At 69.9% G+C, this 16,018-nt stretch carries 16 protein-coding genes; 6 read left to right on the forward strand and 10 right to left on the reverse strand.

All coding sequences use genetic code 11. The features are described 5' to 3' along the window. The first annotated feature begins 4 nt into the window (after positions 1 to 4). The 3 genes from AC1EJR_RS01485 (at position 5) to AC1EJR_RS01495 (ending at position 2,693) form a co-directional block, all read left to right on the forward strand. Positions 5 to 655 (forward strand): malonate decarboxylase holo-ACP synthase, encoded by a 651-nt coding sequence (locus AC1EJR_RS01485; protein ID WP_477113575.1) that lies wholly within the window; start codon positions 5 to 7, stop codon positions 653 to 655. Then, positions 652 to 1,578, forward strand: coding sequence for a malonate decarboxylase subunit epsilon (gene mdcH / locus AC1EJR_RS01490; protein ID WP_477113576.1), 927 nt, complete (start codon positions 652 to 654; stop codon positions 1,576 to 1,578). The genes AC1EJR_RS01485 and mdcH overlap by 4 nt, the downstream gene beginning before the upstream one ends. 143 nt (positions 1,579 to 1,721) lie before the next feature. Beyond that, entirely contained in the window at positions 1,722 to 2,693 is a 972-nt protein-coding gene (locus tag AC1EJR_RS01495) for a GGDEF domain-containing protein (protein ID WP_477113577.1), read from the forward strand. A 10-nt stretch (positions 2,694 to 2,703) separates the two neighbouring features. Here the strand turns inward: AC1EJR_RS01495 and AC1EJR_RS01500 are convergent, their stop codons facing one another. The 8 genes from AC1EJR_RS01500 to AC1EJR_RS01535 all read right to left on the reverse strand — a co-directional run bounded on the left by AC1EJR_RS01500 (position 2,704) and on the right by AC1EJR_RS01535 (position 11,630). Then, entirely contained in the window at positions 2,704 to 4,152 is a 1,449-nt protein-coding gene (locus AC1EJR_RS01500; RefSeq protein ID WP_255370779.1) for an HDOD domain-containing protein, read from the reverse strand. Then, the gene (locus tag AC1EJR_RS01505; protein ID WP_092293715.1) at positions 4,149 to 5,939 is read right to left on the reverse strand and encodes a putative bifunctional diguanylate cyclase/phosphodiesterase; all 1,791 of its coding nucleotides are present in this window, start codon (positions 5,937 to 5,939) and stop codon (positions 4,149 to 4,151) included. Before AC1EJR_RS01505 ends, AC1EJR_RS01500 begins: the two co-directional genes overlap by 4 nt. A 332-nt stretch (positions 5,940 to 6,271) precedes the next feature. Next, positions 6,272 to 6,910 (reverse strand): Vgb family protein, encoded by a 639-nt coding sequence (locus AC1EJR_RS01510; RefSeq protein WP_092293713.1) that lies wholly within the window; start codon positions 6,908 to 6,910, stop codon positions 6,272 to 6,274. 37 nt (positions 6,911 to 6,947) lie between these two features. Then, a complete protein-coding gene (locus AC1EJR_RS01515; RefSeq protein WP_477113578.1) occupies positions 6,948 to 8,177 on the reverse strand; it encodes a helix-turn-helix domain-containing protein in 1,230 nt (409 codons plus the stop codon). A gap of 79 nt (positions 8,178 to 8,256) precedes the next feature. Beyond that, the gene (locus tag AC1EJR_RS01520) at positions 8,257 to 8,577 is read right to left on the reverse strand and encodes a hypothetical protein (protein WP_477113579.1); all 321 of its coding nucleotides are present in this window, start codon (positions 8,575 to 8,577) and stop codon (positions 8,257 to 8,259) included. Between the two features lie 212 nt (positions 8,578 to 8,789). Continuing rightward, positions 8,790 to 9,845 carry a GGDEF domain-containing protein gene (locus AC1EJR_RS01525; RefSeq protein WP_092293707.1) on the reverse strand — a complete coding sequence of 352 codons (1,056 nt, stop codon included), beginning with the start codon at positions 9,843 to 9,845 and terminating at the stop codon, positions 8,790 to 8,792. A 79-nt stretch (positions 9,846 to 9,924) separates the two neighbouring features. Further along, positions 9,925 to 10,758: an ABC transporter substrate-binding protein gene (locus tag AC1EJR_RS01530; protein ID WP_092293706.1), complete on the reverse strand. Its 834-nt coding sequence runs from the start codon at positions 10,756 to 10,758 to the stop codon at positions 9,925 to 9,927. Beyond that, positions 10,758 to 11,630 carry a metal-dependent hydrolase gene (locus AC1EJR_RS01535; RefSeq protein WP_092293704.1) on the reverse strand — a complete coding sequence of 291 codons (873 nt, stop codon included), beginning with the start codon at positions 11,628 to 11,630 and terminating at the stop codon, positions 10,758 to 10,760. The genes AC1EJR_RS01530 and AC1EJR_RS01535 overlap by 1 nt, the downstream gene beginning before the upstream one ends. Positions 11,631 to 11,957: 327 nt before the next feature. Here AC1EJR_RS01535 and AC1EJR_RS01540 point away from each other — a divergent pair, with 327 nt between their 5' ends. The 3 genes from AC1EJR_RS01540 to AC1EJR_RS01550 all read left to right on the forward strand — a co-directional run bounded on the left by AC1EJR_RS01540 (position 11,958) and on the right by AC1EJR_RS01550 (position 15,330). Continuing rightward, on the forward strand, positions 11,958 to 12,932 hold the full coding sequence (locus AC1EJR_RS01540) for a Bug family tripartite tricarboxylate transporter substrate binding protein (protein WP_454758068.1): 975 nt from the start codon (positions 11,958 to 11,960) through the stop codon (positions 12,930 to 12,932). Positions 12,933 to 12,995: 63 nt separating this feature from the next. Continuing rightward, positions 12,996 to 14,366: an MmgE/PrpD family protein gene (locus tag AC1EJR_RS01545; protein WP_477146838.1), complete on the forward strand. Its 1,371-nt coding sequence runs from the start codon at positions 12,996 to 12,998 to the stop codon at positions 14,364 to 14,366. 1 nt (position 14,367) lies between these two features. Beyond that, positions 14,368 to 15,330, forward strand: coding sequence for a D-2-hydroxyacid dehydrogenase family protein (locus AC1EJR_RS01550; protein WP_477113580.1), 963 nt, complete (start codon positions 14,368 to 14,370; stop codon positions 15,328 to 15,330). Positions 15,331 to 15,347: 17 nt separating this feature from the next. Here the strand turns inward: AC1EJR_RS01550 and AC1EJR_RS01555 are convergent, their stop codons facing one another. Beyond that, positions 15,348 to 15,689, reverse strand: coding sequence for a hypothetical protein (locus AC1EJR_RS01555; RefSeq protein ID WP_092293696.1), 342 nt, complete (start codon positions 15,687 to 15,689; stop codon positions 15,348 to 15,350). A gap of 26 nt (positions 15,690 to 15,715) precedes the next feature. Next, positions 15,716 to 16,015: a BrnT family toxin gene (locus AC1EJR_RS01560; protein WP_092293694.1), complete on the reverse strand. Its 300-nt coding sequence runs from the start codon at positions 16,013 to 16,015 to the stop codon at positions 15,716 to 15,718. Positions 16,016 to 16,018 lie beyond the last annotated feature (3 nt).

A 16,018-nucleotide genomic window follows, 5' to 3' on the forward strand; every position in this document is an offset into this window, starting at 1 on the left:
CACCGTGCCGGACGCTCCGCTCCCCCGCCCACTCCAGCCGCACGACCTGATCTGGCTGCGCGACGCCCCGGCGTTCGCGGCCAGCCAGCCGCTGCCGGCGTGGGTCGATGCCACGTGGCTGGCGGTGGCGCCCGTAGTGGTGCGGCGCGATCTGCTGCGCGATAGCTGCATCCCGGTGGGGCTGCGCGGCCGGCGGCGCGAGGAGCGCCACGCCACGTGGATCGATGCGTCCCAGTGCGATCGGGTGATGTCGCCGTTCGCCATCGCCGGGGCGGCGCGCTGGCAGGATCACCCGCGCCGACTGGCGCTCCCGGCGCTGCGCACGCTGGCGCAGATCGCCCCGCTGCTCGATGCGCGCGGCCTGCACTGGGGCGTGACCGGCGCGGCCGGGTTCACGCTCGCGTCCGGGCTCGATGTGCTCCATCCCGGCAGCGATGTGGACCTGCTGATTGACGCCGCCGCGCCGCTGGGTCAGGCCGACGAACAATGGCTGGCGGCGCTGATCGACGATTGCAAGGAGACGCGGCTCGATATCCAGATCGCCACGCCTCACGGCGGCTTTGCCCTGCTGGAGCGCCTGCGCACCGGCGGCCGCGTGCTGCTGAAGACCGCCACCGGCCCGGTGCGCTGCACGGACCCGTGGCAGGCGGCATGAGCACGCTGCTGACCTTCCCCGGACAAGGCGCACAGCGCCCCGGCATGCTCCACAGCCTGCCCGACCATCGCGCCGTGCACGAGACGCTCGCCCAGACCAGCGACGCGCTGGGCCATGACGTGATGGCGCTCGACACCGCCGACAGCCTGGAATCCACCGTATCGGTCCAGCTCTGCCTGCTGGCGGCGGGCGTGGCCACGGCGCGCGCGCTGATGGCGGACGGCGCCCGGCCCGAGGCCGTGGCCGGGCTGTCGATCGGCGCCTACGCGGCGGCCGTGGTGGCCGGCGCGCTGGCCTATGACGACGCGGTGCGGCTGGTGGCGCTGCGGGGCCGGCTGATGGCGGACGCCTACCCGCAGGGCTTCGGCATGACCGCCATCCTCGGGCTCGAAGCCCCGGCGCTGGAGGCCATCGTGGCGCGCGTCCGGGCGACCGGCCTGCCGGTCTACGTCGCCAATTTCAACGCGCCCACGCAGTTGGTCATCGCCGGGGCGGACGTGGCGATGGCCCGCGTGGCGGCGCTGGCGCAGGAGGCCGGTGCGCATGGCGCCAAGCGGGTGGCCATCGCCGTGCCGTCCCACTGCCCGCTGCTGGACGATGCCGCCGCGAGCCTCGCACAGGCGTTCGCGCCGGTCACGCTGCGCCGGCCCACGCTGCGGCTGTTCAGCGCCAGCGCCGCGCGCGAGCTACGCGACCCGGCGCGCATCGCGGCGGATCTCGCCGCGAACATGGCGCTGCCGGTGCGCTGGCACGAGACCATGCTGCTGGCGCGCGCCTGCGGTGTGCGGCTGGCGGTGGAGATGCCGCCCGGCAACGTGCTGACGCGGCTCGCCGGCATGGTGCTGCCGGAGGCGGTGGCTGGTGCCGAGACGCGGGCGGACAGTGTGCGCGTGTTGATGGTCCGGGCCAGCCGGGGCGAATAGAAGGTGCTCTCGACCTCGCAAAAAATTGAAACAATCGGTGTGCACGTGGGCGGCAAGCCTGCAGGCGGCGTACGATTTGGCCGTTAACACAGGCACGATCCCTAGCCGCCGGGACCCGCCCGGCGCGCGCTCAGGAACCGCCCATGCAGCCGCCCCCGATTCCGCCCGATGAAACCCTGCGTCTCGCCACGCTGAGATCGCTCAACATCCTCGACACCCCGGCCGAGGAACGGTTCGACCGCCTGACCCGGCTCGCCAAACGGCTGTTTGACGTGCCGATCGCGGTCGTCAGCCTGGTCGATGCCAACCGTCAGTGGTTCAAGGCCTGCGAGGGCCTGGACCAGACCGAGGCGCCGCGCAACACCTCGTTCTGCGGCCACGCGATTGCCGGCGACGGCATCCTGCTGATTCCCGACGCCCGCCTGGACCCGCGCTTCCACGACAACCCGCTGGTCACCGGCGAGCCGCATATCCGCTTCTACGCCGGCTGCCCGTTGGTGGCGCACAACGGCACCAAGCTCGGCACGCTCTGCCTGATCGACCGCCAGCCGCGCACCTTCGACGACGACGACCGCGCGCTGCTGCACGACCTGGCCCGCATGGCCGAGCAGGAGCTGGCCGCCGTGCACCTGGCCAGCATGGACGAGCTGACCGCGCTCTCCAACCGGCGCGGCTTCACGGTGCTGAGCCAGCATGCCATCGAGTTGTGCCGCCGGCTGGACCGGCCGGCCACGCTGGTGTTCTTCGACATGGACGGCTTCAAGCCGATCAACGACCAGTTCGGCCATGCCGAGGGCGACCGCGCGCTGACCGCGTTCGGCGCGGCGCTGCGGATGGCGTTCCGGGATTCGGATGTGGTGGGGCGGCTCGGCGGCGACGAATTCGCCGCGCTGCTGACCAATACCGATGCCGCCGGCTGTGGCGAGGCGCTGGCGCGCCTGCATCGAAACGTGGATGCGTGGAATGCGCAGAACGCGCGTGGCTACCGCCTGCGTTTCAGCGTGGGGCTGACCGAGTTCGATCCGTCCCGCCACGCCACGGTGCATGAGCTGCTGGCGCAGGCCGATGCGGCGATGTACGCCGACAAGGCCCAGCGCAAGGCCACGCGGCACTGATTCAGGCTGGTTAGGGCTCCGCGCGCTGCGGCGCGGCGCGCAGCACGCCGGCGGCGATCTCGCGCATCAACTCGTCCACGGCATTGAGTTCGGGCTCGCCGAGTTCCCAGGCGCAGCGCGTGGCGCCCCAGTCGCCATAGATCAGCGCGATGCAGCGGTTGCGCATGCGCACCGGCGCCAGCAGGATCGACTTCGCGTCCGGCATGGCGTCGCGGTACCAGCGCGGAATCCGGTGGGCGATGCTCGGGTCGAACGCATCCTCGATCAGCAGCGGCTTGTCGGCCAGCCCGGCGAAGTGGAACACGTCGGGCACGAAGCCTTCCTCGAAGGACAGGGCCGTCAGCTTGTCACGCATKCCCTCGCCAAAGCCCAGCCGCGCGTGGAAGCGCTTGGTGGCCGGGTTCAGCATCATCAGGAAGCAGCGCGAGAAGTTCATCGCGCGCATCGTGGTTTCCAGCACCATCGGCGCCAGCTGGGACACCGACAGCCCGGCGCCCTCGCGCCGCACCTCGTCCAGCCCCTGGCGCAGCCGCCGCAGCATGTCTTCCGGATCGCTGCTGGCGCCGGCGGGCGCCGCCGCCTCGGCCGGGGCCTCGGCGCGGGTGATCGAGGTATTGAGCGAATCGGCCTGGCGCACGGCAATCGCCACGTCGCCGGTGGTCAGGCCCAGCATCTTGGCGTGGGCGGTGAGCAGGTCCTGCACCGACTCTTGCGTGCCGTCGCGCACCATGGCAGCGGCGGCCTGGGCCGAGACATGGGCGATGGCGGCCAGCCAGTCGGCATGGGTTTCCAGCACCGTGTCCGGCGACATCAGGCGCGGCTTCATGGCATGGGCGATGATCCCCGGCAGGCGCCACTTGCGCGCGGCGGCCTCGGCGATCTCCTCCATCGAGACGCCCAGCACCTCCTGGCAGGCCTCGTTCTCGGTCATCGGGTGCGTGGCGCACATCGCCTCCACGCGCTCCCACTCGTCCGGGAAGTAGAACACCACCAGCAGCCGGCTCATGTGGTGCATCAACGTGCAGACGACCGCTTCCTCGCCCTCGTTGATGCCGCGCGCATGCGACAGCGCCCGGGTGATCTCGCCCGCCACCAGCGCGCGCTGGAGCCCCTTGGTGGCTTGCGGGCGCTGCGACGCCACGCCGTGGAAGTAGTCGAGCAGCTGGATGCCCAGCGTCAGGTGGCTGATGGCCTCCACGCCGAGCACCAGGATGGCGCGGGACACCGTGGTGACCTCGCCGCCGAACGAGCGGTACATCGCCGAGTTGGCCAGCCGGATCACCTTCTGCGACAGGCTGAAGTCGGACAGCACGCTGGTGGCCATCTCGCCCACGGTGAGATCGCCGTTGAGCGTCTGGAAGATGTTGTCGACACAGTACTGCAGGGTCGGGAAGTCCCCCTGCTGCGCCATGCGGGTCCACAGCGACTCGAAGAATTGTTCCTTGGGCAGCATGGTCATCCAGCCACCTGCCGCGAGAACACTTCGTCGCGGCCCAGCATCAGGCGGCCGTCCGCGAGGGCCTGCTCGAAGTCGAGCGGGCTCAGCGCGCGCGCGTAGCGCCAGCCTTGCACGAGGTTGCAGCCCTGGGCGGCCAGCAGCTCGCCCTGCGCGTCGGTTTCCACGCCCTCGGCGATGGCGACCAGACCCAGCTCGCGCGCCAGCGACAGCACCGCCGAGACGATGGTGCGCGCATGCGGGGAATCGACCATGTCCGCGACGAAGCTGCGGTCCACCTTGAGCGCGGACAGCGGGAAGCGGCGCAGGTAGGAGAGGCTGGAATAGCCGGTGCCGAAGTCATCCACGGCAAAGCGCAGGCCCAGCGCGCGCAGGGACATCAGCAGGTCCTCGGCGGCCTTGGGGTCGGTCATCAGCGCGCTTTCGGTGATCTCCAGCACCAGGCGGTCGGCGCTGATGCCGGCGTCCTGGATGGCGTTGCGCACGCTTTCGAAGAACCCCGGGTGCAGGAACTGCACGGCGGAGACGTTGACCGACATATGGCCGACCTGGAGCCCCTGGGCATCCCACGCGGCCAACTGGGCGCAGGCGCAGCGCAGCGCCCAGGCGCCCAGATGCTTGATCAGGCCGTTCTTCTCGGCCACGGGAATGAAGACGTCGGGGCGGATGAACTCGCCCGCGTGGTCCCAGCGCATCAGCGCCTCCACGGCGCAGACCTCGCCCGTGGCGGGCCAAACGATGGGCTGGTAGTGGAGCAGGAATTCGCCGTTCTGCACCGCCTCGAACATGCTCTGCTCGATGCGGAACTGCTCGTCCAGCCGGCGGTCCAGCTCGGGCGAGTAGACGCAATAGCGGTTCTTGCCCAGCGCCTTGGCCTCGTACATGGCCAGGTCGGCGCGGCGCAGCCAGTGCGACTCCGACTCCGGCTGGACGTTGCCGGACGCGGCCGACGAGAAGGCCAGCCCGATGCTGGTGGTGATCCGCACATGGCAGCCGCCCAGCAGGAAGGGCTGGCGGCAGACGTGGATCACGCGCTCGAGAATGCGGATGGCCTCGGCCTCGGACTCCAGGCCATCGAGCATCAGCACGAATTCATCGCCACCCAGGCGCGCCACGCTCTGCTGGGAGCGCACGGTGTCCTGCAGGCGGGCGCCGACTTCCTTGAGCAGCGCGTCGCCGAACTCGTGGCCGAGCGAATCGTTGATGTTCTTGAAGCCGTCCAGGTCCATCAGCGCCACGGCGAACGGCACGCGCGCGCTGGCGGCGCCGGCCATGTACTGCTCGATGCGCCGACGGATGAAGGCCCGGTTGCCGACGCCGGTCAGCGGGTCCAGGAAGGCGCGGGCGTTGAGCTGGCGCTCGTTCTCGACCCAGTCCGTGACGTCATGGCCGAACAGCAGCAGGCTCGCCGGGGTGTTGCCCTCGCCGGGCTGGTGCGCGATGCGCAGGTCCAGCCAGCCGCCGCCGATGCCGCCGGCAAAGCGCACGCGCTCGCGGCGGGCGGCGCGGTCGCGCGCGCAGGCCTGGAGCAGGGCGGCCACGCTATCGCGCGATTCCGGGGCGATGACGTCGAGCACCGACGTGCGCAGCAGGTATTCGTGGGGGTATACGAGCAGGTCAGCCGTGGCTTCGGTGGCCTGGAGGATGCGACCCTGGACATCGACCCGCATGGCCAGCGCGCCGGAAGCTTCCAGCAGCGCCCAGGCCTCGCGCCCGGCAGGGCGGTCGCCGGCAGTCCCGCTTTCCGCGGGCTCCGGCGCCAGGGCAACATCATATGCAAACGAGGTCATGTCTTCCTCAGCCCGGAATCCCCTTGGACGCTGGCCTGATAACTGTTGAGTGGGTCTCGATGGGTAACGCGTGTTCTGGCAGGCAGATCGGAACCAGTCCGGGGCCTTCCCGCACCCGGAACATGACCACTGGTTCTGTTGCATGCCGAACGGATCGACACCGGCGATTCTAATACGAGCCGGCATCAGGCTGAACGCCGCGCGGGGCAAGGAATGCGCGGCGTCGGCGCCGCTACAACAGGCGCGCGGCGCCCGGGGGTGGGCGCCGGTGGGGGGATTGACATCGCAACGAAAATGGCGCTTTGTGCRCCGCGGGCTTTCAGCCCCGTTTGTCAGCCCTTCCGTGGCCGGCGCACGGCGCGCAGCTTGCCGCTCGTGCCGCCGCCGCAGAAGAACTGGTCGGCGCCATCGGACTCCAGCCCGGACACGCCCACGCCGGCCGGCATATCCAGCCGCTCCAGCACCTCGCCCGAGGCCGGATCGACGCGCCGCAGCTCGCTTTCCTCGCTCTCCCAGGTGCCATGCCACAGCTCGCCGTCCACCCATGTCACGCCCGTGACAAAGCGGTTGGACTCGATGGTGCGCAGGACCTTGCCGGTCTCCGGGTCGATCTGGTGGATCTTGCGCGCCTGCCACTGGCCCACCCACAGCGTGCCTTCGGCCCAGGCCATGCCCGAGTCGTTGCCGTCGCCCGGGGCGGGGATGGTGGCGACCACCTCCCCKGTCTGCGGGTCGATTTTCTGGATCTGGCGCTCGGCGATCTGGTACAGGTGCTTGCCGTCGAAGGCGGTGCCGGCATTGGCGGTCACGTCGAGGGTGCGCAGCGTCTGGCCCGTGGCCGGGTCGAGCACGTGGAGCGCGTCGCCCGAGGCGAACCAGACGCGCTTGCCGTCGTAGGTGACGCCGTGGACGGCCTCGACGCCGGGGAAGGGGCCGTATTCACGGAGGATTTCAGCGGGCTGTCGTTTCATGGGTGGATTCCCTCGTTGGTTGAAACATGCCTTCATCCTAGTGATTCGGCAGCGGGGTGGGGAGTAACAAGGTCGTCGTGAATCCGGGCACGGGGGTGCTCAGCCAGCGCCGGGCGCGGCCCCGGCCGAACGCCTCAACCTTGCCGTCGGCGGCCAGCGCGTCCAGCGCGCGCTGGGCGGTGCGCTGGCTGGCGCCCAGCGCCAGGGCGAGGGCGGAACTGGACCACGACTCGCCATCKCCCAGCAAGGCCAGCACGGCACCGTGCTTTTCCTCGACCGGCCGCGCCAGCACCACCACCTGCCGGGCGGGCGGTGACTCCAGTGGCACCAGCGCGAAGCCGTCCGGGGTGGCCTCCACCCGCGCCAGCGCGCCCAGCATCGCGCGCAGCCGGCCGATTTCCACGCGCAGCCGCGCGCGGTGGGAGCCGTCGATATGGCGGGTACGGAAGGCCCGGGCGATCAGGGCGTCCCGGGGCACATCGGCCGGCCAGGCTTCGCCGAGCGCCCGCGCCAGCGTCAGCAGCACCGGCCGCCGCGCCAGCGAGATGGCCGTGCCGTCGGCCTGCACGACATGACGGCAGCCATCGATCACCAGCGCCTTGGAGGCTAGCAGCGCCTCCACCTCGTCGAGCCGCAGCGGCCAGTCGCCGTCCGGCGTGATCTGCCGCGCGGCGGGGGCGTCGAGCAGCCGGACGGCCTGCTCGACCTCGGCCGAGAGCCCGGGAATGGCGGCCTGGCGCGCCGCCTGACTGGCCCGGGCGAGGGCCTCGCGCGCGGTCTGGGTGCGCAGYCGGCGCAGGGCGATGCCGGCCACGATCAGTTCGTGCGCGGCGCGCGAGGCGGGTGGGAAGGGGGTGGGGTCGAGCGTGGCGAGCGCGGCCTCGGCGGCATCGAGCCGGCCAATCAGCAGCAGATGGCGGATTTCGAGTTGCCGGGCGTGGGCGGCATTGGCGAGGTCGCCGTGCGCCGCCAGCGTGGCCTGCGCGGCGCCGAGCGATTTGGCTGGCCAGCCGAGATCGCGGGAAACCAGCGCGATCTCGGCTTCGGCCACCACGCAGCGCGCCCGGGCCACGGCCTCCTTCTGGCCGAAGGCGCGGGCGGCGCGGCGCACCAGCAGCCGGGCACGCGCGAGATCGCCAAGCTGGGCCATGGCGATGCCGCGCAACGCCAGCGCCGGCGCGTCCTCGCGCAGGGCCACGCGGTTCAGCGCGCCGAGCGGGTCACCCGCCGCCAGCGCCCGCGCGGCGGCGGTAATCAGTGCGTCCATCCAGTTCCGCCAGGAAATGGGTCATGGACGGCACACTATCACGCAAGTTACGCAAGCCGCTGGCGCAGGCGGGGGGCAGTCAAGCCAGCGCGCCATCCGTGTAGACGTCGAACTGGCGTGACGGCTCGGCGGACACCCCACGCCGGTCCATGCCCGACAGGAAACGCGAGCTGTCCTGGTCGCGCGAGGGCGGTGTCACGTCGCGGGCGCCGTCGGTGTAGACGTCGAAGCGGCCACGGGCGCCGTCGCTGTAGACATCGCGCGAATCGACGCGGAAGTTGTAGCCGTATTTGTCGCCGGCGAACAGGCTGGCACGCGGGCTGGCGGCCTGGGCAAGCTGGGCGGCAAGGGCGGTGGCGATGGCGACGCCGATGAGGAAGGGAAGAAAGCGGTAGTACATGGGTCGAACTCCGATTGGGACAGGGTAGGAAGGGCAAGGAACGCAATCGCGCGTTCCTCCCTTCCTACGCAGGGGCCGTGCCAATCGAAAATCTCGCCCGAATGTGCCGTGGCTGGCGCAAAACCGCGCTATCGGGCGCCTGGCTGGCGGGTGCCAGCCAACAGGTGCGGCGCGTGCCGATGGCCGTGCGCCAACACCCGTTGGGGGTAGGTTCAGCGCGAGTGCGTCCGGAAGCCTTCGCCCTGCATGCCGGCCCGATCCACGGCGGCGATGCGGTTCCGGCCATTGTCCTTCGCGTGATACAACTGCGCGTCCACGAGGTTGATGAAGGCAGTGGGCTCCGCGCCCGGCACCGGCAGCGTGGTGCCCACGCCGAAGCTGGCCGTTACGCGCTGTTCGTAGGGGGAGCGCAGGTGGGGGATGGCCGCGTCGGCGATCATCGTGCGGCAGCGCTCGGCAATCGTCACGGCTGTGTCCGCGTCGGTGCCCGGCAGCACGGCCACGAACTCCTCGCCGCCAAAGCGGCCCACGAAGTGCTCGGCGCCCACCGCATCGGCCAGCAGCGCCGCCACCTTGCGCAGGCAGTCATCGCCCTGCAGGTGGCCGTAGTAGTCGTTGTAGGCCTTGAAGAAATCCACATCCATCAGGATCAGCGACAGCGGCTTGCCGGCGTCCTGCAGGGCGGCCCATTCGCGTTCGACCACGGTGTCGAACATGCGGCGGTTGCCCACGCCGGTCAGCCCGTCCGTGAACGAGAGCCGCTCCAGCTCCTTCTGCAACTGGGCGAGCTGTTCCTCGGTGCGCTTGCGTTCGCTGATGTCGAACATGAAGCCGATCAGCGACTCCACCTCGCCGCTGGGCTTGCGCACCACGTGGACCACATCCCGCAGCCAGACATAGCCGCCGTCGCGCGTGAGCGCCCGGTAGTCGGCCTCGTGGTCGGTGCCCGCCTGCGACTGCGCCACGCAGAAGTTCACCACGGCCTCGCGGTCGTCCGGGTGCATGCGGTCGGCCCAGTCGTTGACGGTCTTCCAGGACGACGGCGCCCAGCCGAGCAGCGCCTCGATCTGCGGGCCGATATAGGCGAATGCCATGGTCGCCCAGTCGATCTTCCACGGAATGGCCTTGGTGGACTCCAGCAGCGTGCGGTACACGGCGCTGTCGTCCTCGCCGACCATGCGCCCGGCCGGCGCCAGCGATTGTTCGTGCCGCAGGAAGGCGGCCTGGAGCGGGTGTTCGGGGTGATCGGGCTGGTCGGGCTGGCTCATGGAGAGGGAAAAGGGCGGTGGCGGAAGTCGGGGAATTATGTGGGGAATCGATTAAGGCCGATAGCAACTGGCGATAGCGTCAGGGCTGCCGGGGCGGCGCCACGCCCGCCCCTTCGATGCGGTGCCGTTGCAGCGCCGCCGCCACGAAGCCGCTGGCCTTCATCTCCTCGATATAGCTGCTCAGCCACGCCCGCGCGGCGGTGCGGCCCTTGGGCACGCCCATGGCCTGCTCGATGACCATGAAGCGGCCCGGCAGCAGCCGCACGCCGCCCACGCGCCGTGCGTCGGCTTCCAGCTGCTGCTTTACGCCGGCCGCCACGTCGAGCCGCTCGGCCAGGAACATGTCCGTMACGGCGGGGGAGGTCGGCGCGCGCACCAGCGTGGCCGCCTTGATCTCGCGCGTGAGGAACAGGTCGTAGGCGCTGCCCCGACCCACCACGATGCGCGTGCCGGGGCGGTCCACGTCCTCGTTGCGCTGCAGCGCGGCGTCGTTGCGCACGAGGTAGGCGCCTTCGATGATCACGTAGGGCGCGGTGTATTCCATGTCCGCCGCGCGCACCGGGTCGATGGCGACGAAGGCCAGATCGACCTGCCGCCCCTTCACCGCCTCCACCACGCTGCCTGCCGACTGGAACGCCACCAGTTCCAGCGGCAGGTTCAGCCGGCGCGCGGCCTCGCGGGCCAGGTCGACGGACACGCCCTGAAGCTCGCCGTTGGCCGCCCGGCCCGCCAGGATCGGGTTGCCGAGGTTGATGGCGGCGCGTAGCTTGCCAGTGCCGCCGAGTTCCGTGGCGGCGGCGCGTGCGTCCGGGTTGCCGGCGGCTGCCGGTCCGCCCGGCGTGGCACAGCCGGACAGCGCCAGCGCGATGGCTGCGGCGCCGGCGGTGCCGATCAGGCGTCGCGTCCGGTTCATCAGAAGTCCACCTTCTGGCCCGGCTCCGGCACGATCACCTGCGTGCCGGTGGCCCCCAGCGCGGCCGTGAACTGAGCCGGCGTGCCGGCCAGCTGCGGCGTGGTCAGGTAGTGCATCGGGATGGCGTACCTGGGCTTGATCATGTCGCGCACGGCCACGGCGGCCTCTTTCGGCCCCATCGTGAAGTGCCCGCCAATCGGAATCAGCACGAGGTCCGGCTTGATCATCTCGCCGATCATGCGCATGTCGCCGTACAGGCCGGTATCGCCCATGTGCCAGACCTTGAAGCCGTTCTCCATCTCGATGATGTACCCGACCGGTTCACCGCCGTAGTGCACTTCATCCTTGTTCGTGGCCGGGTTCTTCCAGACCAGTTCGGACGAGTGCTCGGCGTGGACGGCGGTGATTTTCGGCCCCTGCGGCCCGAACGGTGCCACCGTGCCGCTCTTGTTGAAGCGCTGCGACATCGCCGCCGGCACCATGCCCAGCGCGACCAGGGTCTGGCCCATGCCGCCGCCGTTCCAGATCGGCGCGTTGTTGAGCTGCGACAGCGCCGCGGCGTCGCCGAGGTGGTCGCCGTGGGCGTGGGTGACCAGGATCAGGTCGATCTTGCCGAGCGCGCCCAGCTGCTTGAAGTTGGCCGGCGTCTTGGGATTTCCGGTCAGCCAGGGGTCGATCATGATGACCTTGCCGCCCGGCGTGGTGATGCGCATGGCGGCCTGGCCGAGCCAGAGCACTTCGGTCTTGCCGGCGGTGATCTGCCCCGGCGCGGTGGGCTTGGGCGCGTCGGCGCCCGTGCCGGAGAGGGTCGATGCGCAACCGGCGAGTCCCGCCACCACGGCGGCACAGAGGAGCGTGCGGAGTCTTTTCATGGTCGTCCTTGCTTGGATGTGTGACAGCGGTGAATGACGTCTCTAACCCTGCCACCCATGAGCATGGACATGATCGGGGCGCGGGCTGGCGATGTGGAGTATTCGCAGGCCGCCGGTCCGTGTCAACTCAGGGTGCACCATGACGACTCCCCATTGATGCACACCATGCATCAATCGAGAGGAAATTTGCAATTCACAGACGCGCGGCGGGCGTCCATGATGCGTTCAGCCAAAGCCAGGGCCCCGCCGGCCCAGCCGGCCATCGGCCCCATCCCGAAAAAAAGGCACCCGGGACGCTTCCCGCGGTGTCATGCAAGTGGAGGAGACATGAATGCCACCCGCCGCAGCCTGCTCAAGGCTGGCGCGATGCTGCTCGCCATGCCCGGCTTTGCCGAGGCGCAAGACCCGTTTCCCAACAAGCCGCTGCGCTACGTGGTGCCGGTATCGGCCGGCGGCGGCTCGGACCTGATCGGCCGCACCGTGGCGGACCGCTGGGGCCGCGTGCTCGGCCAGTCCATCGTGGTCGAGAACCAGGCCGGCGGCGGCGGGGTGATTGCCTGCCAGATGACCGCCAAGGCCGCCTCGGACGGCTACAGCCTGATGCAGGGCTACGTCGCCACGCACGGCACCAATCCCGCCACCCGCAAGGTGCCCTACGACCCGCTCAAGGACTTCACCGCCATTGGCATGATCGGCGGCACGCCCAATGTGCTGGTGGTGAGCGCCGGCGTGCCGGCGTCCACGTTGGCCGAGTTCATCGCCTATGCGAAGAAGTCCGGCGCGGTGGCGTACGGCTCGTCCGGGCCGGGGTCGCTGACGCATCTGTCGATGGAGTTGTTCGCCCAGCAGGTCAACGTGAAGATGACCCACGCGGCGTACCGGGGCATTGCCCCGGCGTTCAACGACCTGATTGGCGGCCAGACGCAGGCGATGTTCCCGGGGCTTTCCGCCGCGCTGCCGCATATCCGCTCGGGCCGCGTGAGGCCGCTGGCCGTGACCGGCCACGCGCGCCACCCGCTGCTCAAGGACGTGCCGACGCTGGAGGAAGCCGGGCTCAAGGGCTTCGACGCCCAGCAGTGGTACGGCGTGGTCGGCCCGGCCGGCATGCCCGCCGATATCGTCGCCAAGCTCAACAGTTCGCTCAACACGGTGCTCAAGAGCCCGGACCTGGCTGACAAGCTGTCCTCCGAGGCGCTGCAGCCCACGCCGATGACGCCCGACCAGTTCCGCCGCTATATCGCCGACGAGGTGAACCGCTGGAGCAAGCTCGCCAAGGACCGCGGCATCCATCTCGATACCTGACCGGCTCGGCTGCCTGCAAGCCAGCCCCCATTTTTCGATTCACTGAACAAGGACCCCTATCCCATGGCACGCAATACCCATGTCGCCGCCGACCACAACGCCCCGCCGGTCACGCGCATCCTCGGAAAATTCGTGGCCACGCATCCGTCGCAAGGCTGGAGCCGCGAGGTGGACCACGAAGCCCATCGTACCTTCATGAACTGGCTGGGCTGCGCCGTGGGCGCCGCCGGGCATGAGTCCGCCGTGGCCGCGCTGGCCGCCGTGGCGGAACTGCAGCCGGCGCCGCAAGCCACCGTGCTGGGCCGCCGCGACAAGGTGGACATGGCCAGCGCCGCGCTGGTGAATGGCATTACCTCGCATACGTTCGATTTCGACGATACGCACCTGAAGACCATCATCCACCCGGCCGGCCCGGTGGCATCCGCCGTGCTGGCGCTGGCCGAGCACACTGGCGCCAGCGGCCGTGCCGTGACCGATGCCGTGGTGCTGGGCATCGACGTGGCCTGCCGCGTGGGCAACGCCATGTACCCGGACCACTACGACCGTGGCTGGCACATCACCGGCTCCACCGGCATGCTGGGCGCGGCGGCAGCCTGCTCGCGCCTGCTTGGGCTGGACGAGGACCGTACGACGATGGCGCTGGGCATCGCCGCTTCCCAGCCGGTGGGTCTGCGCGAGCAGTTCGGCACCATGACCAAGCCGTTCCACCCGGGCGGCGCGGCGCGCGCCGGGCTGATGTCGGCGCTGATGGCGCGGCACGGCTACACGTCGAGCGCGAAGGCGCTGGAGGCACCGCGCGGCTTCATGCAGGTGATTTCGGCCAAGACCGACTGGAACGAGATTACCGACGAGCTGGGCAGCCGCTTCGAGATCTCGTTCAATACCTACAAGCCGTTTGCCTGCGGCATCGTGATCCACCCGAGCATCGACGCCTGCGTGCAGCTGCGCGAGCAGGGCGTGAAGGCCGAGGACGTGGAGCGCATCGAACTGCGCGTGCACCCGCTGGTGCTGGAGCTGACCGGCAAGAAGGAGCCGACCGATGGCCTGCTCGCCAAGTTCAGCGTCTACCACGGCTGCGCGGCGGGCCTGATCTTCGGTCGCGCCGCCGAGGAGGAGTTCTCGGACCACATCGTCACCCGTGAGGACGTGGTGGCGCTGCGCCGCAAGGTGGTGGCGACGGCCGACGCGAACGTCGACGAGGCCGCTTCCATCGTCAAGGCCGTGCTCAAGAACGGCCGCGAGATCGCGGTGACCGTGGAGCACGCCATCGGCTCGCTGCAACGCCCGATGACCGATGCCAACCTGGACGCCAAGTTCCACGCGCTGGCCGACCCGGTGCTCGGCGCGGCGCAGGTAKCCAAGCTGATCGATGCCTGCTGGAAGCTGGGCGAGACCGCCAACGTCGGCACCATTACCGCGCTGGCGCGTCCGTAACATGGCGCGCCCCCGGATTGCGGTACTGGGCGACTACGAGCGCGCCCTGACCCGGCTGGCGGACTGGTCGGCCATCCAGGCGCAGGCGGACGTGGCCTTCCACCACGCCCCGCTGCGCGGGGAGGCGCTGGCCGCCGTGCTGCGCGAGGTGGAAGTGCTGGTGCTGGTGCGGGACCGCACCCCGCTGGATGCCGCCACGCTGCGGATGGCAGAGCGGCTGCGCTACGTGGTCTTCACCGGCACGCGTAACACCACGCTCGACGTGGAGGCGCTGCGCGCGCGCGGCATCCCCGTCGCCAATACGGAATGGGGGCCGTCCAAGGAGTCCACCTGCGAGATGACGTGGGCGCTGATTTTGGCGGCCACGCGCCAGCTGGAAATGCAGATGGCGACGATGCGGCTCGGCGGCTGGCGGCCGGCGGAGGCGCTGCCGCTGCCCGGCGTGCTGCACGGCGAGCGGCTGGGCCTGATCGGCCTGGGCGAGATCGGCAAGCGCGTGGCGCGTGTCGGCAAGGCGCTCGGCATGGAAGTGGTGACGTGGAGCCCGCGCATGACGCCCGAGCGCGCGGCGGCAGAGGGGGTGACGGCGGTGAGCCTGGAGGCGCTGCTCTCCACCTCGCGCGTGGTCAGCCTGCATCTGGTGCCGACGGCGGAAACCACGCGGCTGATCAACGCCGAGCGGCTGGCGCTGATGCGGGCCGACGCGCTGCTGGTCAACACCTCCCGCTCGGCCCTGATCGACATGGAAGCCCTGCCGCGCGCGCTGGACCGCCATCGCCCTGCCATGGCGGCGCTGGATGTCTTCGACGTGGAGCCGGTGCCCGCCGATCATCCGCTGCGCGGGCGTACGGATGTGGTTGTTACGCCACACACGGGGTTTGTCAGCGAGCCGGTGTTCACGATGTTCGCCAAGGGCGTGGTCGGGACGCTGGCGTCGTGGCTGGAGACGCAGGCCGGTTCGTAGAGCGCGCCAAACCTTGGTCAGGCCGCCTTCGGCCGCTTGGGCTTGCTGTCCCCCTGCTCGGCCGCGCCACGCCGCCGTTCGTTGGCGTACTTGACCGCGAGGCGCTTCATTTCTGCTTCCGCAAAGCGGCGCAGCGCCTCGCGCATGAGCGGCTGGTAGCCCATGCCGTGCTCTTCGGCGAGGAACTTGAAATCGCTGATCAGCGATTTTTGCAGGCGGATCGACACTGCCTGCAGGCCAAGCGCCCGGTCCAGTGCCGCGGATTCGTCGGGTGCGACGACGGCGTGTGCCTCGTCCTCCCCGAGGTCACCCTGCTCCCACGCTTCGACGGTTCCCGGAATTTTCTTGGCGTTGCTCATGTGCTACTCCTGTTGCAAAGGTTGATTCATGACCGCCCGGCCAGGCACATGCGCCGGTAGAACGCCACGGTGGGCAGTGCCGGTTCATACGCGGTCTTGAGAAAAATAGTGTCGTCCCTTCTGACGTAGACGATCTTGAGCATGCGGCCAGTGTCCGTCTTCGCGCAGAACCAGTGCGTGGGCGGGTCCGAGGCGTGTTCCTCGCGGTCATCCACGAGGATCTGCCCCACCCGGTTTGCAAAGGCTTGCCGGATCTCCACATCGCGAATGCCGCCGTGCTTCGCCACAAGCTTCTTTGCGATGGCTGGTGAGATGACGATCTTCAAATG

Source organism: Cupriavidus sp. 05T42, from assembly GCF_056396345.1.

Bases quoted from the DNA above. Each gene is read 5' to 3' on its own strand.
- mdcH (WP_477113576.1), top strand. From the start codon at position 652: ATGAGCACGCTGCTGACCTTCCCCGGACAAGGCGCACAGCGCCCCGGC.
- AC1EJR_RS01495 (WP_477113577.1), top strand. From the start codon at position 1,722: ATGCAGCCGCCCCCGATTCCGCCCGATGAAACCCTGCGTCTCGCCACG.
- AC1EJR_RS01505 (WP_092293715.1), bottom strand. From the start codon at position 5,939: ATGACCTCGTTTGCATATGATGTTGCCCTGGCGCCGGAGCCCGCGGAA.
- AC1EJR_RS01520 (WP_477113579.1), bottom strand. From the start codon at position 8,577: ATGTACTACCGCTTTCTTCCCTTCCTCATCGGCGTCGCCATCGCCACC.
- AC1EJR_RS01525 (WP_092293707.1), bottom strand. From the start codon at position 9,845: ATGAGCCAGCCCGACCAGCCCGATCACCCCGAACACCCGCTCCAGGCC.
- AC1EJR_RS01535 (WP_092293704.1), bottom strand. From the start codon at position 11,630: ATGAAAAGACTCCGCACGCTCCTCTGTGCCGCCGTGGTGGCGGGACTC.
- AC1EJR_RS01540 (WP_454758068.1), top strand. From the start codon at position 11,958: ATGAATGCCACCCGCCGCAGCCTGCTCAAGGCTGGCGCGATGCTGCTC.
- AC1EJR_RS01550 (WP_477113580.1), top strand. From the start codon at position 14,368: ATGGCGCGCCCCCGGATTGCGGTACTGGGCGACTACGAGCGCGCCCTG.
- AC1EJR_RS01555 (WP_092293696.1), bottom strand. From the start codon at position 15,689: ATGAGCAACGCCAAGAAAATTCCGGGAACCGTCGAAGCGTGGGAGCAG.